The sequence below is a fragment of the Guptibacillus algicola genome, assembly GCF_020171805.1.
Taxonomy (GTDB): domain Bacteria; phylum Bacillota; class Bacilli; order Bacillales; family Guptibacillaceae; genus Guptibacillus; species Guptibacillus algicola.
This window is the reverse complement of sequence record NZ_JAIVAF010000001.1, coordinates 743,576-763,031: the sequence shown is the minus strand read 5'-3', so window position 1 is coordinate 763,031 and position 19,456 is coordinate 743,576. Positions and strand designations below refer to the sequence as shown.

General features: G+C 40.1%; 21 protein-coding genes, 1 pseudogene and 1 riboswitch. Of the genes and pseudogenes, 11 read left to right on the top strand and 11 right to left on the bottom strand.

Features of this window, described 5'->3' with window-relative positions:
• Positions 1-7: 7 nt before the first annotated feature.
• The 3 genes from menB (at position 8) to menC (ending at position 3,453) form a co-directional block, all read left to right on the top strand.
• Positions 8-823: a 1,4-dihydroxy-2-naphthoyl-CoA synthase gene (gene menB / locus LCM09_RS04065; RefSeq protein WP_224878848.1), complete on the top strand. Its 816-nt coding sequence runs from the start codon at positions 8-10 to the stop codon at positions 821-823.
• Positions 824-895: 72 nt separating this feature from the next.
• Positions 896-2,356: an o-succinylbenzoate--CoA ligase gene (locus tag LCM09_RS04060; RefSeq protein WP_224878846.1), complete on the top strand. Its 1,461-nt coding sequence runs from the start codon at positions 896-898 to the stop codon at positions 2,354-2,356.
• On the top strand, positions 2,353-3,453 hold the full coding sequence (gene menC, locus LCM09_RS04055) for an o-succinylbenzoate synthase (RefSeq protein ID WP_224878844.1): 1,101 nt from the start codon (positions 2,353-2,355) through the stop codon (positions 3,451-3,453). The genes LCM09_RS04060 and menC overlap by 4 nt, the downstream gene beginning before the upstream one ends.
• 42 nt (positions 3,454-3,495) lie before the next feature.
• Here the strand turns inward: menC and LCM09_RS04050 are convergent, their stop codons facing one another.
• The 3 genes from LCM09_RS04050 to LCM09_RS04040 all read right to left on the bottom strand — a co-directional run bounded on the left by LCM09_RS04050 (position 3,496) and on the right by LCM09_RS04040 (position 7,131).
• Positions 3,496-3,771: a DUF3817 domain-containing protein gene (locus LCM09_RS04050; protein WP_224878842.1), complete on the bottom strand. Its 276-nt coding sequence runs from the start codon at positions 3,769-3,771 to the stop codon at positions 3,496-3,498.
• Positions 3,772-4,645: 874 nt separating this feature from the next.
• Positions 4,646-4,834, bottom strand: coding sequence for a hypothetical protein (locus tag LCM09_RS04045; RefSeq protein ID WP_224878840.1), 189 nt, complete (start codon positions 4,832-4,834; stop codon positions 4,646-4,648).
• 122 nt (positions 4,835-4,956) lie between these two features.
• Positions 4,957-7,131 carry a UvrD-helicase domain-containing protein gene (locus LCM09_RS04040; protein WP_224878839.1) on the bottom strand — a complete coding sequence of 725 codons (2,175 nt, stop codon included), beginning with the start codon at positions 7,129-7,131 and terminating at the stop codon, positions 4,957-4,959.
• Between the two features lie 144 nt (positions 7,132-7,275).
• Between LCM09_RS04040 and LCM09_RS04035 the strand changes: the two genes are divergently transcribed.
• The 5 genes and pseudogenes from LCM09_RS04035 to ytkD all read left to right on the top strand — a co-directional run bounded on the left by LCM09_RS04035 (position 7,276) and on the right by ytkD (position 9,544).
• Complete coding sequence (locus tag LCM09_RS04035) at positions 7,276-7,500, top strand: hypothetical protein (RefSeq protein WP_224878837.1); 225 nt, start codon at positions 7,276-7,278, stop codon at positions 7,498-7,500.
• Between the two features lie 21 nt (positions 7,501-7,521).
• Complete coding sequence (locus LCM09_RS04030) at positions 7,522-7,851, top strand: hypothetical protein (RefSeq protein WP_224878835.1); 330 nt, start codon at positions 7,522-7,524, stop codon at positions 7,849-7,851.
• Positions 7,852-8,031: 180 nt separating this feature from the next.
• Positions 8,032-8,142, top strand: a pseudogene (locus LCM09_RS04025) (YjcZ family sporulation protein); the annotation flags it as partial.
• A 266-nt stretch (positions 8,143-8,408) separates the two neighbouring features.
• Positions 8,409-8,933, top strand: coding sequence for a hypothetical protein (locus tag LCM09_RS04020; RefSeq protein WP_224878832.1), 525 nt, complete (start codon positions 8,409-8,411; stop codon positions 8,931-8,933).
• A gap of 137 nt (positions 8,934-9,070) precedes the next feature.
• The gene (gene ytkD, locus LCM09_RS04015; protein ID WP_224878829.1) at positions 9,071-9,544 is read left to right on the top strand and encodes an RNA deprotection pyrophosphohydrolase; all 474 of its coding nucleotides are present in this window, start codon (positions 9,071-9,073) and stop codon (positions 9,542-9,544) included.
• Between the two features lie 98 nt (positions 9,545-9,642).
• Here the strand turns inward: ytkD and LCM09_RS04010 are convergent, their stop codons facing one another.
• From LCM09_RS04010 to pckA, 4 genes are all read right to left on the bottom strand, one after another.
• Positions 9,643-10,443: an ABC transporter permease gene (locus tag LCM09_RS04010; RefSeq protein ID WP_224878827.1), complete on the bottom strand. Its 801-nt coding sequence runs from the start codon at positions 10,441-10,443 to the stop codon at positions 9,643-9,645.
• On the bottom strand, positions 10,436-11,200 hold the full coding sequence (locus LCM09_RS04005) for an ABC transporter ATP-binding protein (protein WP_224878826.1): 765 nt from the start codon (positions 11,198-11,200) through the stop codon (positions 10,436-10,438). Before LCM09_RS04005 ends, LCM09_RS04010 begins: the two co-directional genes overlap by 8 nt.
• 11 nt (positions 11,201-11,211) lie before the next feature.
• Positions 11,212-12,207, bottom strand: a complete 996-nt coding sequence (locus LCM09_RS04000; RefSeq protein WP_224878825.1) for an ABC transporter substrate-binding protein — start codon at positions 12,205-12,207, stop codon at positions 11,212-11,214.
• Between the two features lie 146 nt (positions 12,208-12,353).
• Positions 12,354-13,937 carry a phosphoenolpyruvate carboxykinase (ATP) gene (gene pckA / locus LCM09_RS03995; protein WP_224878824.1) on the bottom strand — a complete coding sequence of 528 codons (1,584 nt, stop codon included), beginning with the start codon at positions 13,935-13,937 and terminating at the stop codon, positions 12,354-12,356.
• Positions 13,938-14,153: 216 nt separating this feature from the next.
• Positions 14,154-14,262: riboswitch (SAM riboswitch) on the top strand.
• A 200-nt stretch (positions 14,263-14,462) separates the two neighbouring features.
• Here pckA and metK point away from each other — a divergent pair.
• Positions 14,463-15,659: a methionine adenosyltransferase gene (gene metK, locus LCM09_RS03990; RefSeq protein ID WP_224878823.1), complete on the top strand. Its 1,197-nt coding sequence runs from the start codon at positions 14,463-14,465 to the stop codon at positions 15,657-15,659.
• Between the two features lie 94 nt (positions 15,660-15,753).
• Positions 15,754-16,374 carry a pyridoxamine 5'-phosphate oxidase family protein gene (locus LCM09_RS03985; RefSeq protein WP_224878822.1) on the top strand — a complete coding sequence of 207 codons (621 nt, stop codon included), beginning with the start codon at positions 15,754-15,756 and terminating at the stop codon, positions 16,372-16,374.
• Here LCM09_RS03985 and LCM09_RS20670 read toward each other — a convergent pair.
• From LCM09_RS20670 to LCM09_RS03970, 4 genes are all read right to left on the bottom strand, one after another.
• Positions 16,366-16,488: a hypothetical protein gene (locus LCM09_RS20670; protein ID WP_263622815.1), complete on the bottom strand. Its 123-nt coding sequence runs from the start codon at positions 16,486-16,488 to the stop codon at positions 16,366-16,368. The genes LCM09_RS03985 and LCM09_RS20670 overlap by 9 nt on opposite strands.
• A 22-nt stretch (positions 16,489-16,510) precedes the next feature.
• Positions 16,511-17,038 carry a phosphatase PAP2 family protein gene (locus LCM09_RS03980; RefSeq protein ID WP_224878821.1) on the bottom strand — a complete coding sequence of 176 codons (528 nt, stop codon included), beginning with the start codon at positions 17,036-17,038 and terminating at the stop codon, positions 16,511-16,513.
• Between the two features lie 684 nt (positions 17,039-17,722).
• Positions 17,723-17,944: a hypothetical protein gene (locus tag LCM09_RS03975; RefSeq protein WP_224878820.1), complete on the bottom strand. Its 222-nt coding sequence runs from the start codon at positions 17,942-17,944 to the stop codon at positions 17,723-17,725.
• 70 nt (positions 17,945-18,014) lie between these two features.
• Positions 18,015-18,536: a gamma carbonic anhydrase gene (locus LCM09_RS03970; protein ID WP_224878819.1), complete on the bottom strand. Its 522-nt coding sequence runs from the start codon at positions 18,534-18,536 to the stop codon at positions 18,015-18,017.
• Between the two features lie 82 nt (positions 18,537-18,618).
• On the opposite strand from LCM09_RS03970, the gene LCM09_RS03965 reads away from it, so the two are divergent.
• Positions 18,619-19,428: an alpha/beta hydrolase gene (locus LCM09_RS03965; RefSeq protein ID WP_224878818.1), complete on the top strand. Its 810-nt coding sequence runs from the start codon at positions 18,619-18,621 to the stop codon at positions 19,426-19,428.
• The last annotated feature ends 28 nt before the right edge of the window (positions 19,429-19,456 follow it).

Below are 19,456 nucleotides of genomic sequence, written 5' to 3'. Positions count from 1 at the left end.
TTTCATCATGATTGAATGGACTACTGAAAGAGAATACGAAGATATTCTTTATGAAACGTATGATGGCATTGCGAAGATTACAATTAACCGACCAGAGGTGCGAAATGCGTTTCGTCCAAAAACCGTTAATGAATTGATCAATGCTTTTGCATATGCAAGAGATGATTCAAATATCGGTGTTATTGTTCTAGCAGGTGCTGGAGACAAAGCATTCTGTTCTGGTGGAGACCAAAGCGTACGAGGACACGGTGGATATGTTGGAGACGACGAAATCCCTCGCCTGAATGTTCTTGATCTTCAAAGACTTATTCGCGTGATTCCAAAGCCAGTTGTCGCGATGGTATCTGGTTACGCGATCGGTGGCGGACATGTGTTGCACGTGGTGTGTGACCTAACGATTGCTGCTGACAATGCGATTTTCGGTCAAACTGGACCAAAAGTAGGCAGCTTTGATGCAGGTTATGGTGCAGGTTACCTAGCACGTATTGTAGGTCATAAGAAAGCTCGTGAAATCTGGTATCTATGTCGCCAGTACAGTGCTGAAGAAGCAAAAGAAATGGGACTAGTCAACACAGTGGTTCCTCTTGATCAATTAGAAGCAGAAACTGTACAGTGGGCACAAGAAATGCTTGAGAAATCACCAACAGCGCTACGTTTCTTGAAAGCTTCACTTAATGCTGATACTGATGGTCTTGCAGGTCTTCAGCAAATGGGTGGAGATGCAACGTTGCTTTATTACACGACTGAAGAAGCAAAAGAAGGTCGTGATTCCTTTAAGGAAAAACGTAAGCCGGACTTTAAACAGTTCCCTCGCTTCCCATAAATCGATAAGTATTGAACAGCTTGATGGCTAGCCATCAAGCTGTTTTTAACGACAAAGAAAGGAGAGGTACTGATGGAGACAATGCCTAATTGGCTGCATAAGCGTGCCTATATGACCCCTGATAGAATCGCAATCGTCGAAAACCAAAACGAGTGGACGTATCGAGATTTACAGAGAAGTTCTCTTCGGATGGCAAATGGGTTAAAAAAACGAGGTGTGAGAAAAGGACACCATGTTGGGTTTCTAATGGCAAACGGAATAGAAACGGTACTATGTCTTCATGCTCTTATGTACATTGGTGCTGTTATTGTTCCATTAAACTTTCGTCTAACAAGTGCAGAGCTTCGTTATCAAATTACGGACGCTGAGCTCTCTTTTTTGATTACGGATACAACCTACATAGGAAAAGCTACAGAAGCTATAATTGAAACTGAAGTTTCTCTACTAACATGGGATCGTGTTGAACCAGGTGAAGACCTTAGTGAAGGGTTACAAACAACGATCGCTCTCAATCAGCTACATACCATTATGTATACTTCAGGTACAACAGGTAAACCAAAAGGCGTGATGCTTACCTATGGTAATCATTGGTGGAGTGCTATTAGCTCAAGTTTGAACCTCGGCCTCGATGTGAGCGATCGATGGTTGAGCGCCGTACCTATGTATCATATGAGTGGGTTATCTATTCTACTTAGAAGTGTTATATATGGTATCACGACAGTAGTGCATTCTCACTTTGACCCAAAGGCTGTAAACGAGTCGATTCATAAAGACGGTGTGACAATCGTTTCTGTTGTGAGTGCGATGCTAAAACGTATGCTTGATGAGCTTGGAAGTGCCCACTATCCAGAAACTTTTAGGTGCATGCTTCTCGGCGGAGGTCCAGCCCCTTACCCTCTTCTTTCAACTTGTCAGGAAAAACAAATTCCTGTTTATCAAACATTTGGTATGACAGAAACGGCTTCACAGATCGTAACACTCTCACCAGAATACATGTTGAGTAAACAAGGTTCAGCGGGAAAAGCGCTCTTCCCTTCGGAGTTACGAATCATGGAGGATGGGAAAGAAGTTGAAGCTTTTCAACATGGAGAAATTATTGTGAAGGGTCCTACCATAACATCAGGGTATTACAACCTCGAAAATGAAGGCGATTCATTCATAAATGGCTGGTTCCATACTGGAGATCAGGGGTATCTCGACGATGAAGGGTTTCTTTTTGTTCTAGATCGAAGAAAAGATCTTATCATATCTGGTGGAGAAAACATCTACCCTGCTGAAATTGAGGCAGCACTTTTAGATCATGAAAACATTTTAGATGCTGGTGTGACGAGTATAAGGGAGGAAGAATGGGGGGAAGTTCCCGTTGCTTATGTTGTTCGGAAAGCAGAACATGTAAGTGAACAAGAGCTCCTTACCTTTCTTTCTGAAAGACTAGCTCGATACAAACTCCCAAAACGGATAACGTTTCTTGATGAACTCCCTAGAAATGGCGCGAATAAGCTTCAAAGAAGGTTGTTAGGAGTGAAACGATGAAATTACATACCGTCATTCTTTACCATATCAAAATGAAGCTGAAAACGCCGTTTGAAAACAGTTTGGAGACAGTGAATGATCGCGACTTAATCATTGTTGAAGCGATTGATCAAGATGGATTATCAGGTTTCGGAGAAGGGGTGGCGTTCACAACACCGTGGTATACAGAAGAAACGCTAACAACTTCGTGGCACATGCTGAAAGACATCATGATCCCAGAGTTAAAGAAACACACGTTAACCCATCCTACTGATGTCACGAAGCGCTTAAGTGGTATCAGGCGCAATACGATGGCTAAATACGCAATTGAAGGAGCCATTTGGGATCTATATGCCAAAAGAGAAGAGATAAGTCTTGCTCAGGCACTAGGGGGCACCTCAAAGCATATTAAAGCAGGAGTTGCGGTAGGAGCATCTTCACCTGAACGAATGCTTGATGAAATTGAGCAGAGAGTAACAGAAGGCTATGAACGAATTAAAATTAAAATAAAGCCTTCTCAAGATATTCAAATAGTCCATGCGATTCGAGAACGTTTTCCATCGATCGATTTGATGGCGGATGCGAATTCTGCTTACAGTTTAGATGATATAACGAAGCTCCAGAGTCTTGATCAGTACGATCTTTTAATGATCGAACAGCCGCTAGGTTCTGATGATATCGTGGATCATGCTTCACTTCAAAAGCACCTTTCGACTCCTGTGTGTTTAGATGAAAGCATTACGTCATATGACGATGTTAGAAGAGCTCTACAACTTGAGAGTTGTAAGATTGTTAATATTAAGCCTGGTCGTGTGGGTGGATTAACAGTGAGTAGAGCGATCCATGATTTATGCTTGCAAAATGAAATTCCTGTTTGGTGTGGTGGGATGCTTGAATCAGGGGTTGGAAGAGCTCACAATATAGCGCTCGCTAGCTTACCAGGCTTCACTATACCTGGCGATATTTCAGCATCTTCAAGGTATTGGGAGAAAGATATCATCACACCAGAAGTGACAGTAGATCATGGCCGCATTCCAGTTCCAGAGGGGCCTGGGATAGGGTTTGAGATCGATCGTCATGAGTTAAGTCGTCTTACGTTAACGACAGAAACTCTGTGATTCCATTAGAAAAGGAAGGGCCGTTTCGGTCCTTCCTTTTGATTAGGCTTCTGATTGATTGATAAGTTTAGCGTCAAAAATGAACGGGCCAAAGGGAATGACAGATGATACAACAGCAAGGAAGGCTTTGAGGAACGACCATTTCTTTACTAGCGTCACATATAAGATCACAGCGATATAGAGTACGAATAGTCCTCCGTGAATAGCGCCAACAATTGTTACTGCAAGAGGCATATCCAGCATATATTTAAGTGGCATCGCTATTCCGAGAAGTAGTAGGAAGGATATCCCTTCAGCGTACCCTACGCCTCGAAACATTTTTAAAGGCTGTTTAAACAATAGGTTCACCCCTTCAATAGTAGCTAATTAATGTGATTGATTTCACAATCTTAATTATCTATAGTATAAAACAAGTATATCAACGATACAACAATCTTAGTCATGTAAATTCATCGATTTGTTGACAGATGTGGACGCCATATCTCCTTAGTCAAGGTAGTAAAAAAGCTTCGGTTTAAATAAAATACCATTTAGAGTTGATTCTTATGTTTCGTATCAAGTAAAATTAGATAGGTGAGCGAAATAATTCCATCTTGAAGGAGATTAATATGAACAGCAAAAAGAAGGCGATTTTCATATACATCCCTAAGTCCAAAGTCGATGAAGTCAAGAAGAATAACGATAAACGATAATATAAAAATGCGCCTAGAACAATCGTTCTAGGCGCATTCTTTAATAATTAAATAAATGATAAGATTGCAGCAATAACGGCGATAGCACCGATGATCATTAAAATTGTTCTAACCATTTCTCTTTCCTCCTTACAACATGTTTTTCTAATGGAATTTAAAATAGGGCGTTAACTACAAATAGGACAACAACTACAATACCTATAATAACTAGTACTTGCTTTAACATGTCTTTTTCCTCCTTCAGAGTAGCCATTTCGACTGCTACTACTTTTATTCCCTACTTATTTTTTATATCAAACCTTTTTCATACATATTTTTTGTGATTGTAATATATTATTTTATCCTTCTCGATTTCCCTAACATTTATACACAATAGGAACCTCTAATTGAAAGAGTTTAAAACCTTGATGAACGTTGATTTTTTTAAAAACATTAAAAAAGCAGTCGAGTATTTCTCGACTGCTTGAGAGTCTCAAAGAGAGACTTGAATATTTTATAGATTATTGAGGTACATGCACTTTTTTTCGTTCATTTTGGAAGAATTCCTTTAATTCCGGGTTGAGATACTCCGGCTCCTCATCATGTAAGTTCAATCTGATCAGCTTGCCCTCTAAGTAATCCATAATTCCAATGACTGTTCCATTTGCAAGCTGTTTCTGAAAGATAGTTTCATACCGAATGCTGCTCATCGGAGCCCTCCTGTTGCGCTTTTTTTTATACTATAGCATGTATCAAGCATAAAAACGGGCTGTTTAATATCTCTTAAATAACTTGTAATCAAAGCGCAACAAAGATTATTGCTGTGACATATTCATCGTTTTAATAGTGCCTTTTGCGAGATAATCATAGGCTTTTTGCATAAAGGACACTGTTTCTCGTCAGGTTGATCGCCACTTATTTTCATCCAGCCTTTGCAGAACTCCCCAGAACAGACCCACGCTTTCACTTGGTAATCTGATATCGGTTTTTTCTTTTTAAAGGCTTCCGTTAAAAATCGTGACACAGGGGTCAGTTTGCCAAGGTGCTTTTCCGGTGAACTGATGTACAGTTCCTCTTTCGCTCGAGTGATCGCTACATAGCACAGTCTACGTTCTTCTTCTAAGTCAGCAGAAGGGTTCTTTAGGTAAAGCTGCTTTTGTGAAGCTTCTTTATCCTTCATCGATGTCAAAGCAGATACGTGAGGAAGTATCGTCTCTGAAGCACCAATTAAGTATACGACAGGAAATTCTAGTCCTTTTGCTTGATGAATCGATAACAGTGATAAGGCATTTTTCGTATAGGGTTTCTTTTTATGTTCATTAAATCGATCAATGACTCTGTCTACATACCCAAGAAATTCAGGCAGTGTTTCGAATCGTGAGCTTGAAAATTCGAGTTCATCCATCATTTCTTTTAACGTTGTTTTATGAACGGTAATTGTTTCATCGTTCGCATTGTCTAAATGCTTCATATAGTCTTCACGCAACAGTTGAATAGACTTTTGTGGATGAAGGCGTTTGGCTTCTTTAATTAAGCTTATACGCTTTTCAATTGCCTTTTGTTGAAAGGGGCGTAATGTTTTCCATGAAGTCAAATGCCTAAGAGGAAAATCAACTGGTTCAACAAAATTCTCCATCTCGATATGGCGCATACCGGCTTCCTGGTTTATAAAAAGTGAAGGTAGAACGGCAGCTGTTGCATCAAGGTTCTCGTGCTGATAAGCGAGCCTCAAATGGTCGAGCATCCCCTTGATAATGGTTTGTTCATAGAAAACTTGCTTCATTCCATGAGCATTAAAGGGAATGTCTTGCTCGACGAGTTGTTCGAAAATGGCTCTTGCATTTGTATAGGTTCTAGTAAGAATGACGACCTCATTCCATTCTCGATGCTGCTTTCTTATATGGTCCAGTACAACTGTAGCTTCATCCTCAGTCGTTGCAGGACGAATATAAGAAGGCTTACATCCTTCTTTTGCCGTTGCATTCATCCATTTCGATCGTCTGTACTCGTTATGTTTGATGACGTGGTTTCCGAGGCCTACAATATCTGGAGTTGAACGGTAGTTTGTATCAAGAGTTACAACCATCGCATCTCGGTAGGTCTTATCAAATTCAAGAATGATAGAACTGTTTGCCCCGTTGAATGAGTAGATCACCTGATCATCGTCGCCTACAACAAATAAATGATTTTCTGGTGCGGCTATCATTTTGATGAGCTCATATTGAATTGGATTCGTATCTTGAAATTCATCAACGAGTACATACTGAAATCGTTTTTGCATCTTCTCGAGCAGGTTTGGGTTGTTTTCGAATTCCTGATATGTAAAAACAAGAATATCATCAAAATCCATGTAGCCATTTGATGATTTCCAAGTTTCATATTCTTGATAAGCCTTTCTTAACTCTTCTGTTTCCTTTTCTTCTGGTAGATCCTTGGGCTTTATCATTTTAACCTTACATGAAGAAATAGAAGAAAGCATGATTTCAGGAAGCGAGCTTTGGTTACTATTTATTTTTTTTAGGATACTTTTCATAATGATTTGCTTATGGCGTTCGCTATTCAAGATCTTCTGATTATACCCTAGGCTTCGCAGTAGCTTTAAGAAGATAGAGTGAAATGTACCAGCAGTTAACCGGTTTGCATGTGTTGGCTCTACACCGGGAAGAGTGCTGATGCGGTGGCGCATTTCTTCAGAAGCTTTTCTCGTAAATGTAATGAGTAATATGTTAGAAGGATCGATCCCTTCCACTGTCATAAGGTACGCCGTGCGAGCCGTCAGTACAGATGTTTTGCCACTTCCAGCACCTGCTATCGTTAAGAGAGGTCCAGCAGTATGTCTCACAGCTTGCGTCTGTCGTTCATTTAATCGGATGCCAGTGTTGGTTAATTCTTCGAAAAAGTTTGAATCAAGGTCACTGTGGTCAAACCGTTTTGCATCTTTAGATGTTAAAGGCGCCGCCAGGTCATATTCGGATATTGCATGATGGGGGGTTTTCGTAAAATTCATGATCATCACCTGAACTTCATTCTATAGATTCATCCGTTCATTTTAACACAAATTCATAAGCGTTTTTGTTGTAATAATAAAAGATTAGCATGCTATTGTTTCGGGTAAAGTTACATACAAGATCGGACATGAGGAGGAAAGGCAATGGAAAGTAGTATCCTAGTGATCGTTGACCATGATGAAAAGCAGTTTCATGTTATTCCAGACGTTGAAGAAAAAGCTCTTTACGATCGTCGTGTAGAAGAAGCGAAAGAGTCTGGAAGAGATGTTGGAGTCTTTCGTTCTAGCCTCGCTTCTGTTTATGAAACGATCGATGCAGCACAGCATGAGTATAAAGGGTATAGCCATAAAGAAGAAAGTCCAGTTTAAAATGATTGAAGGAGGATACAAATGATTAAGAAAACATATTACGTTACTCCTAAAGGCGAGCTTCATGAAACAGAAATAGAAGGTCATCAACTAAACTCTTTTAAAATTAAAGCGAATGGCGAAGAATATTTAGAGCTAGAGCGAGTAATCGAGAAATTAAGGTCTCAGAAGTATGTTCAACAGCATGATTTCTTTTCAACAAACCATTTCGATGAGCACAAGGTTGATAGCCATCGTGATTGGACGGATAACGCTATCTATGACCTTTATTACTGGGTGCATAAATTGGGTACACCAGAGACAAAAGCTCAAATTGAGCAAATGGGCGTCCTCAACGCGTTAAAAAAATAGTCCACTTTAAGCTGTCGTCTTCGACAGCTTTTTTCTTTGTCCTACTAAACATCTGAATCATCTCGTTTAAGAGCGATTAAGCCGAATGCCTTTAAATTTTCCGTTTTCTCCGCTAATGCCCTTCCTAATTTAGGTTTATGACATACAGTATAGTGTAGTGATTAATCATTTTGGGGGGATATGTATATGGGTAAAGAACAAGGTGGTTACGGAAAAGGCTTTGCATTGATCGTAGTACTATTCTTGCTATTAATTATCGTTGGAGCAGGCGCATTTGGTGGAGGTTGCTGCCCACCACCTCAAGTTGGCGGAGCAGGATATAATCCATATTGCTAAAAAACTGAACCGGTAAATCCGGTTCTTTTTGTTTGGGAAATTCTCGTATTATGAAACTTTTCAGTCTATTTAATCGTCATATATTATAGAAGGAATAAGTAAAAAAAGCCTGGTTTAATAGTAAAAAAGTCTATTAATTGAAATGAGCGGTTTGACACCGTGGAAATTGAGGAAACGTACTTATAGACCAAAACACAACGAACAAAAGGATGGGAATTATAATGAGATACATAAGCATGCTACTACTATTTTCAATGGTGAGTATAACTGCAGGCTGTGGAGCTGATTTAAATAAAGTCGCCCAAAATCATACGGAAATGATGGTTTCGAGCTTTGAAACAAAAGCCGAAGCGAAATCCATCGCTGTGAAAGAGCTAGATGAAGTAACGTTAACCAAAGAACTTACAAACCGTGTCGTCCAAAAGACAGATGATCAGTATAAAGTAGAAAACTTCTCTTCTAAAGAAGAAATGAGTAATCACCTACAAGGAGTGGCGTCAGAAGAGCTATCCAATAAAATCACAGACTTTTACTATGAAGAAAAAGATGGTGCACTATATTTGAAGCCTACAGAACTATTTCCTTGGGTTGATTATGAGAACGACTATGATGTTAAAAAAATGAACGAGTTTGAATATCAGCTTGTACAATCAAATCAATCAGATTTGTATGGAAATTACACGATCAACATTAATTTTGAATATGTTAATAATGACTGGATTATTCAAAACTTTACGATCAAATAAGGAACATGGGCTTAGAGAAGCCCGTGTTTTTTTATTGAAGCTAAATCTTAAAAACTCTCTGATCAAATCATGTAAATTGGACATCCCTTCCGTACTCTTTTACAATAAAGTTAGAAACTAAAAGACGAGGTTATCAAATGAGCGAACTTACGTTTACGGATTATTATCATAATCAGGTAACACTTTCTTTTCAGGATCATCCTTATTCCGGTTCTCCAAAGCATGTTTGGGTCATTTGTCAGCTTGAAGGAAAGTGGCTTCTGACAGAACATTCAAGGCGAGGAATTGAGTTTCCTGGTGGAAAAGTTGAAGAGGGTGAATCTGCAAAAGAGGCTGCAGTGCGCGAGGTTTACGAAGAAACAGGAGGCGTAGTGAGTACGATGCAGTACGTGGGACAGTATCGAGTAGAAGGCAAAGGTGGAACAATCATCAAAAACGTCTACTACGCAGATATCGATCATCTCGTCTCTAAAGCAGATTATATGGAAACGAATGGCCCAGTATTGCTCGACAATCTTCCTAATGATCTAGTAACAAATGAGCGTTATAGCTTTATGATGAAAGACAATGTGCTACCGTTTTGTCTCGAGAGGTTGAACAAATCTCGGTAAAAAGTCCAGAATAATGGTAGTGCACCCCGGAAGTTAGAGTTAATAACTAACTTCCGGGGGGTTTTTTGTATGTCAAAAAAAATTAGCCTCAATAAAGGCTAATTTCTAATAAGCTTTCGTTCAATCCATTCAACCATCAGATACATGATCGAGGAAAAGATTGCGATCATGACGAGGCTAAGCAAGACGAGAGTGAAGTTGAATACTTGAAATCCGTAAATAATCATGTAGCCGAGCCCTTTTTCCGATACTAAAAATTCACCCACGATGACGCCTACCCATGAAAGTCCAACATTTACTTTTAGAGTTGAAATGATTGCTGGAAATGAGGCGGGGAGAATCGCTTCAACGAATGTTTGTTTTTTGTTACCTCCAAAGGAACGGATGACTTTAACGAAATTAGGTTCTACTGTGTGGAAAGCATGATAAACAACTAGCGTAGTAATGATGACGGAAATGGAAGCACCCATAGCGATGATAGAAAGGTAACCAGGACCAAGTGCCACAATAATGATTGGTCCAAGCGCTACTTTTGGCATTGAGTTTAATACAACAAGATAGGGATCAGCTATTCTCGATGCTTTTCTTGACCACCACAATCCTGCTGCAAACAACGTACCTAACACTGTGCCAAGAATAAAGCCCGCAATCGTTTCAAGTAATGTGACAGAGGTGTGTATCATTAAAGACCCATCAACTAATTTCGAAAGAAAGAGGTTACCGACCTTTGATGGGTAGCTGAATAATAATGGATCGACCCATGATAACCTTCCTGCTAGTTCCCATATCGTGAAGAATGCAAATAAGATAAAGACTTGCCACGCTAACACAATTCGTTTTTCAATCTGTAAGTCAAGAAGGTAAGAAGCATGTTGTTTTTTTAGCTGTGAGCTATTCATATGCTTCGAGCTCCTCCCAGATTGTCTGAAAATGCATACCAAAGTCTGGACTATTTCGTACTTCAAAAGGTGTGATGTCTCGAAGATGCTTTGGGATTTCAAAGACTCTTGCTATCTTTCCAGGATGTTTCGATAGAAGGACAACTCTATCTGACATTGCGATTGCTTCTCCGATATCGTGGGTAACCAGTAGAGCTGTCTTCTTCCTTGTTTTTAACGTTGATGCTACAAGGTTCTCTAACTTTAACTTTGTTTGGTAATCGAGAGCAGAGAACGGTTCATCTAATAGCAGCAAATCAGGCTGTGTTGCGAGCGTTCTGACAAGAGCTACTCGTTGTCTCATCCCACCGGAGAGTTGATTAGGATAGGCTTTCTTAACATCGCTCAACCCCATTTCATCAAGGAAGCCTAACGTTCTTTCTTTATTTTCAACTGTAAGCTGATTTGTAAGCTTTAAGCCAAGCATGCAATTTTCTTCAATCGTTTTCCAAGGAAATAAGTAATCCTGTTGTAGCATATATCCTACTTGATTATTTGGAGAAGTAATCTTCTTATTCTTAAGCTTGATCGTTCCGGTAGTCGGTTGTTGGAGACCTGCGATGAGTGAAAGGATCGTAGATTTTCCACAACCAGACGGTCCAAGCAATGATATGAATTCTCCTTCTTCAATAACAAAAGTAAGTTCAGAAATTGCAACTTTTGCGGATTCTTTTGTGAAATAAGCGTGTGTAATGGAATCTACATGAAGGAATGACATGAATTTTCCTCCTACTGCTGTGCTTTTTCTGCAAAAGTGGTGTCTACTAGAGTTTTGTGATCGACTCGTTTCGGAAGCTCTCCTGCTTCGTCCATGATATTTTGGAGGTTATTCCACTCTTCCTCGTCAAGAATTGGGTTTGTAGCGTACGAATGCTGGCTTTTGTAACGATCGACTACAGTAGTGATGAGGTCTAGTTCTGTGTCATCAAAATAAGGTTGAATCGACTTTGCAATCTCCTCGGATGAGTGAGTATCTACCCATAATTGAGCCTCATAGATAGCGGCTGTAAAACGTGCTGCCGCGTCGTTGTTTTCGTTAAGGAAGCTTTCCTTAGCCATGTAGACTGTATAAGGGATTTTACCGGATTCCTTTCCAAATGACGCGACGATATGGCCTAGTCCTTGAGCTTCAAAGATACTAGCCGTTGGTTCGAAGAGCTGCACGAAATCTCCTTTACCAGAAGCGTATGCATTTGCGATATTAGCAAAATCAATATTCTGAATTAGCGTCATATCGTTGTGTGGATCGATTCCTTTTTTCTTTAGTACGAATTCGCCAGCCATCTGTGGCATTCCGCCTTTGCGTTGGCCAAGAAACGTACTACCTCTCACATCATCCCATTTGAAGTGTTCCATCTCTTCTCTTGAAACGAGGAAAGTACCATCCGTTTGTGTTAATTGAGCGAAGTTGATGACTGGATCAGATGTCCCTTGAGCATAGACATAAATTGATGTTTCAGAACCTACTAGAGCGACATCAGCGCCATCAGAAAGAAGGGTTGTCATGGTTTTATCTCCACCCCATGTGGTGGTTAGTTCTACATTAACGCCATGTTTCTCAAATATTCCTTCAGACAAAGCAACATATTGTGGTGCGTAGAAAATGGAACGGGTTACCTCTGCAACTCGCACTGTGTTATCGGTGTTATTATTGCAGGCAGAAAGAACAAAGAGTGAACATATTGCAATAAGGATGATGCTTTTTGTCATCCAGCTTTTATGCATGTGAATAACCTCCTGATACGTTGATGAGCACGTTGAAATACTATACATTATGTCAAAAGGATAATTGTGTGTTTGCCTACAAAATAAATCAACGTAGCAGTAAGAATAAAAAAAGCACCCATGTTGGGTGCTTTATCATTCAAAGATTATATTGTAGGTCCTGCGTTTTTGATTTCGTCTGAAACATTTGAGAATTTCTCGAAATTCTTAATGAATTGCGTTGCAAGTTCTTTTGCTTTTTCATCGTACTTGTCTTTGTCTTGCCATGTTTGCTTTGGTTGAAGCACATCTGCAGGAACGCCTGGGCAATGTGCTGGAATGTGTAAGCCGAAGATAGGATCTTTCTTTGTTTCAACACTGTCTAGTTCACCATTTAGAGCAGCTTGAACCATTGCACGCGTATAAGACAGCTTCATACGCTCACCTTCGCCGTAGCTACCGCCTGACCAACCAGTATTGACTAAGAAGACTTCAACATCGTGCTCCATGATTTTCTCACCCAGCATCTCAGCATAACGATATGCCGGAAGAGGTAGGAATGGTGCACCGAAGCAAGTGGAGAACGTTGCTTGTGGAGACGTTACTCCTCTTTCAGTTCCTGCCAGTTTACTTGTGTACCCAGATAGGAAATGGAACATTGCTTGTTCTTTTGTTAACTTGCTGATAGGAGGCAGTACTCCGAAAGCATCGGCAGTTAAAAAGATAATGGTGTTTGGATGTCCTGCAACACTTGGAATCGCTATATTAGGAATCGCATCGATTGGATATGCAGCTCGCGTATTTTCAGTTAAACTAGTATCATCGTAATCAGGTACTCGTGATTTATTGTCTACCGCGACATTCTCAAGAACTGTTCCGAAGCGGATAGCATCCCAAATTTGTGGCTCTTTCTCACGAGATAGGTTAATACATTTAGCATAGCAACCACCTTCAATGTTGAAGACACCGTTCATCGACCAGCCGTGTTCATCGTCACCGATCAAACGACGGTTAGCATCTGCTGAAAGTGTCGTCTTACCCGTACCTGAAAGTCCAAAGAAGAGAGCGACGTCGCCTTCTTTTCCCACGTTAGCTGAGCAGTGCATCGACAAGATGTTGCTCTCAGGAAGCAAATAGTTCATAACGGTGAAGATCGATTTTTTTATCTCACCAGCATACTCAGTGCCGCCAATTAAGACTGTACGCTTTTCAAAGGAAATAATGATAAACGTTTCTGAGTTCGTGCCGCCTTTATCAGGATCAGCTTGAAAACCTGGTGCAGAAATAACGTTGAATTCAGCCTCATGTCCTTTTAGTTCTGTTTCATTCGGACGAATGAATAGCTGATGTGCAAATAAATTGTGCCAAGCATATTCGTTAATAACCTGGATGGGTAGTCTTGCTGCCTGATCAGCTCCGGCAAAACCTTTAAAAACATAAAGATCTTTTTTCTCTCCAAGGTAATCCAGAACTTTTGTGTAAAGGCTTTCAAAATGCTCTGAAGATATAGACTGGTTTGTTTCCCAGTTGATCTTGTCTTTAACAGAATCTTCTCGAACAATGAACTTGTCCTTTGGAGAACGCCCTGTATATTTCCCTGTTTCAACACGAAGAGCACCAGTGGATGTTAATGTCCCCTCTTTCGTCGATAATGAACGTTCAACCAGTTCAGAGACTGATAAATTAACATGTGGAGTGTTCTTATTTAAAATGGCATCCAAAAGTGGTGAAGAGAAGGAAGCTGTTTTCATACGTTAAACCCATCCTTTATAATAAAATTTCATCTAGATGTTACTGAACTTGTTCAACTCAAAAATAGTATAACACATTCATTTAATTATTCTATACTAATCTATGGATTTTTTACTTAAAAAGTGAGAAAAAGGTGAATAACCATTATGATTAGGGCTTGTGTCTTTACATTGACAGAGCAAGCGAACTGCGATATTATATTTCGAGAATGGATACTCTTATCCCGAGTAAGCGGAGGGACAGGCCCTATGAAGCTCAGCAACCAACTCCAGAATAGTGGATTAAGGTGCTAACCTGCAAGACAGTTGTCTTGAAAGATAAGAGGCGAAAGGCAAGAGATATCAGCTCCTTTCCCTTTATGATGAAGGAAAGGGCTTTTTTAATGTCGTTTTTGGAAAACAAAAGCGTAATACAATTGATTAAAATTGAATTCGATGTCTCGTTTCGACAACAATATTAGGGAAATGAGTACCGTATCCATTACACTATATTAAATAGGAATGAATCCTTAAGGAGGTACTTGAGTGAGTAATCGTCGATTGTTTACTTCTGAATCAGTAACTGAGGGGCACCCAGATAAAATATCAGATCAAATTTCTGATGCAATTCTGGATGATATTCTAGCGCACGACCCTAATGCGCGCGTTGCCTGTGAAACTACGGTCACGACTGGACTTGTTTTAGTTTCCGGAGAAATTACTACATCTCACTATGTAGATATACCAAAAGTAGTCCGTGAAACCATTCAATCGATTGGATACACACGTGCAAAATATGGATTTGATGCTGAAACATGTGCAGTGCTTTCATCGATTGATGAACAATCAGCAGATATCGCTGCTGGCGTAAACGTTGCACTTGAATCACGTGATGGTCAGATGTCTGATGATGAAATTGATGAGATCGGCGCTGGTGACCAGGGATTGATGTTTGGATATGCTTGTAATGAGACGCCAGAACTCATGCCTCTTCCAATTTCATTAGCTCATAAGTTGGCTCGTCGCTTAAGCGAAGTCAGGAAAGAAGAAATTCTACCTTACCTTCGTCCAGATGGAAAAACACAGGTTACAGTAGAGTATGACGAAGAAGGAAAACCGGTACGTATCGATACAATCGTTGTATCTACACAGCACCATCCAGAAATTTCTCTTGAACAAATTCAACGCAACATTAAAGAACACGTTGTAAAACCTGTTGTTTCACCTGAATTAATCGATGAAAACACAAAATACTTTATTAATCCTACTGGACGCTTTGTAATCGGTGGACCACAAGGTGACGCAGGATTGACTGGACGTAAAATCATTGTGGATACGTATGGTGGTTATGCACGTCACGGTGGTGGTGCATTCTCAGGTAAGGACGCTACGAAGGTTGACCGCTCTGCAGCTTATGCAGCGCGGTATGTAGCAAAAAATATCGTAGCAGCAAAGCTCGCGGATCGTTGTGAAGTGCAGCTAGCTTACGCAATTGGTGTGGCTCAGCCTGTATCCATTTCAATCGATACGTTCGGAACAGGCAAAGTATCTGAAGAAAAGTTAGTACAGGTGGTACGAGAGAATTTTGATCTTCGTCCAGCTGGAATCATCAAGATGTTAGACTTACGACGTCCAATTTACAAGCAAACTGCAGCGTATGGTCACTTTGGCCGTACAGACATCGAATTGCCATGGGAATATACTGATAAAGCAGAAGCCCTCAAACAAGGTGCTAATCAATAATATAGAAGAAGCCTTCGAGGCTTCTTTTTTTTGGTGGTTTTTTAAAGGGATATAATGGTAAAATCACACACAATAGTAAAAGGAGGGGACGATCTTGCCTGATGTTTTTTTGGAGAAAGTTCAAACAGTGGAGGAATTACAATCAATTGGAGGAGAACCGAGTAAATTAGCTGCTAATAAGGTGATTAACTTCATGGATGAAAACTGCGAGTTGTTTATTTCCCATTCACCTTTCTTAACGATTGCTACGTCATCTTCTGAAGGAAGCGATGTTTCGCCACGAGGTGACCAACCTGGGTTTGTGAAAGTAATTGATCAAAGACACCTTCTCATTCCTGAGCGGCCGGGTAACAAAAGGATGGACTCACTCAGGAACATATTAGAAAATCCCAATGTAGGTTTGTTGTTCATTGTTCCTGGAAGGGAGGAGACTCTTCGAATCAATGGCAAAGCCTGTATCGTGAAAGACCAATTACTTCTAGAGGATTGTGAGGCTTTTGGTAAAATTCCATTGTTAGGTATAGGAATAGAAGTGAAGGAGTGCTTTATTCACTGTGGAAAAGCTTTAAAACGCTCACACCTTTTTGAACAAGAATATTGGCCTTCCATAGACAGCTTACCTAGTGCTGCAAAAATGCTCGCTGATCATTCAAAATTGGAAAGTGAATCGGTTAGCAAATCCTTAATAGAAAGTTATACGGAGCGTTTATATTGAAGGGACACTACCGTCTATGGAATATCGTTCCATGTATGAGGTTAATCTTCTGAGCGTCTTTGAAACGCCATTCACTTCCGGAAAATACTTATCCGTAAAAAGAGCTAGCTTCATGATTACCCCTCCAAAGTTCAAATTATGTTATAAACATGGCGGAAACAAAGGCGCTACCCATCCCAAGTAAAGCACCGACAAGTACATCTGAAGGATAGTGATGACCAAGGTAAATACGTGAAATGGCAACGATGGCGGCAATCGCTAGTAGTGGAACCGCGAGAGAAGGAACGAATAAGAAATAGGGTGTGACAACAGAAAAAATAGCGGTTGTATGCCCAGATGGAAAAGAGTGATCCTTCAGCGGATAAACGAGCATCTTCGTTTCGGGTATTGCAAGATATGGTCTGTTCCTTGGATAGTGCTTCTTGATAAAATGAACGGGAAGATGGCTTAACAAAAGTGCGACTGCGCTTATAGTAACTATTGTTTTGGATGGATAAGGCAAGAATATGAGTAATAACAATGTGCTTAAGATGGTAGTGCGTGCACCACCGAGGTGTGTGAATGCACCCATGAAGCTAGTAAGGTATCGAGAATGACATCTTAAGTTTAAGAATCTGAAAACATAACATTCCTGTTCGTGAAGCCAGCCGACGACTTTACTCAAAATAATCCCCCTTCACTTTTGTTACTTCAATCATAAAGGAAGTATTTAGTGTGACTATTAAGAAGATATTAAAGAATTATTAAGATATATTAGTGTGCAGTAAATGACATAAGTCATCAAAAAAAGAGACAAGATACATTCTTGTCTCAGATTGTCGAGAAAGTAGTAAGGACCATTCACCTCGTATATAGTAGTGATTTCCGCTACAGGATGCTCGCTTTCCGCGGGGCGGGCGGTGAGTCTCCTCGTCGCTTTCAAAACGCTCCTGTGGGGTCTCACCTGTCCCGCACGTCCCGCAGGAGTCGAGCATCCTTCCGCTCCAATCAACATTGATATGTGGTTTTGAAAACAAAACAAAAGCAAATTATTACTTATAGAGAAATAAAGCAGATGACTACTTAAAGATAATCAGTCGGAAAGTTTGCTTTGATTAATTGCTACCTAGTAGGAGTGAATACCACTTGACTCCCGTGGAAAACGGGCGTTCGTCCACAGGAAAGCAAGTGGTATTCAAACTCCTACGGCATAGGGAACACAATAATTAGGTTTCTCTACAAACTGAGACAAGATACATTTTTGTCTTTGCCTTTTTATGTCCTATTAAACGTTACGCTTATCCAATGTAAAAAGGCTGTAGAGACTTTCTCAACAGCCTGTAGAGGTAACGAAACCTCTCTTTTCTTCTTATGATATTAAAGCGAAATAAATAACATACCCAATAGCGAGTGCCGTACCAATTAGATAAACTAAATAGACAGGGTTGCTAAAAAACGATGCTTTTACTTTTGCATCACCTTGGTTTTCGTAATCACCTTTTTGATTCTGACCAACGCGATATGTCATGAAGGCTCCGATCGCCAGGGTGATGATGACCAATACGATCAAAACAATCGTTAATTTGTACAAGGTAGTCACCTCTATCCAATAGGATTGTAGTCGTAATTTCCCACAATCCTAAATGAATTATACGTGGCCCCTACCTTTGAATAGGTGTTTGTGCTTTGTAATAAGCTGCCTTTTCTTTATATTCTCTTCGAATACGGTCCATATCACGCATATCTTCGTCAGTTAATGTTCTGACTACTTTTGCAGGTCGACCAAAAGCGAGAGAATTAGCAGGGATTTTCTTTCCAGGTGGAACGAGACTACCTGCACCTACAAAAGCACCTTCACCTACTTCTGCACCGTCTAAGACGATGGATCCCATCCCGATAAGTGCGTTTTTTCTAATATGACTACTATGAAGGATGACTTGGTGTCCTACTGTAACACCATCTTCTAAAATAAGTTCAAGGTTAGGACTTTGGTGGAGTACAGAATTATCCTGAATATTTACATCTTTACCTATGATGGTAGGGGAAACATCTCCTCGAATCGTCGTATTAAACCAGATGCTGCTGCTCTCTCCAATTGTCACATCACCCGAAATGGTAGTATAATCCGCAATATAGGCTGTTTCATGAATAACCGGTTTTTTTCCTTTATACTCATACAACATAAGATCCCAACTTCCTTGTTATATAATACTTACACATGTAGTGTATCAAAAAAGCTTGATGCTAGATAAGGGGGCATTACCCATGAGAATAAAGCAAACTGAAGGTGCAAAAGCAGTAATCGTATTAGTACACGGAGCAGGAGAACACCATGGTCGTTATGACTGGCTTGTTTCAAAATGGTTAGGTGAAGATTTTCATGTTGTTCTTGGAGATTTGCCGGGGCAAGGTGAAAGTTCACGTAGAAGAGGTCATATCGATTCATTTGATCAATATATCGAAACGATCGAAAAGTGGGTCAAAGCTGCACATGAATTTCATTTACCAGTGTTTTTGCTTGGTCACAGTATGGGTGGGCTTGCCGTCATTCGTACGATTATGGAGAAAGACTTTTCATTATCAGGTGTTATCCTTTCATCTCCTTGTGTTGGGCTCGTCAATCCACCAAAGAAAAGTCTGGATCTCATTTCGAAGATGTTAAATCCAATCGTTCCTTCTCTTAGATTGAGTTCTCAGCTGGAACCTGGACTTGCTACACGGAACAAAGACTTCCACGCTAGAGATCTTGAAGATCCACTCATTGTAAAAAAAGTATCGGTTAGATGGTATCGTGAATTAGTGAAGGCGATGAGAATTGCGAATGAAGGTGCGAGAACATTTACTGATCTGCCTCTCCTTGTTGTGCAAGCAGGAGATGATCGTATTGTCGACAAGAAATCAGTTCGTTCATGGTTTAATCGTATCCCCTCTACTGACAAGTCTTTTAAAGAGTGGGAAAGTTTCTATCACGAAGTATTTAATGAGCCAGAACGAGAAGTGGTATTTAAATCAGCATTATCTTTTGTAAACCTAAGACTGGATCTGTTAGGACATATAGACGAAAGTAGCACTTAATGGAACTAAACTGACTATTAGGAGTGGA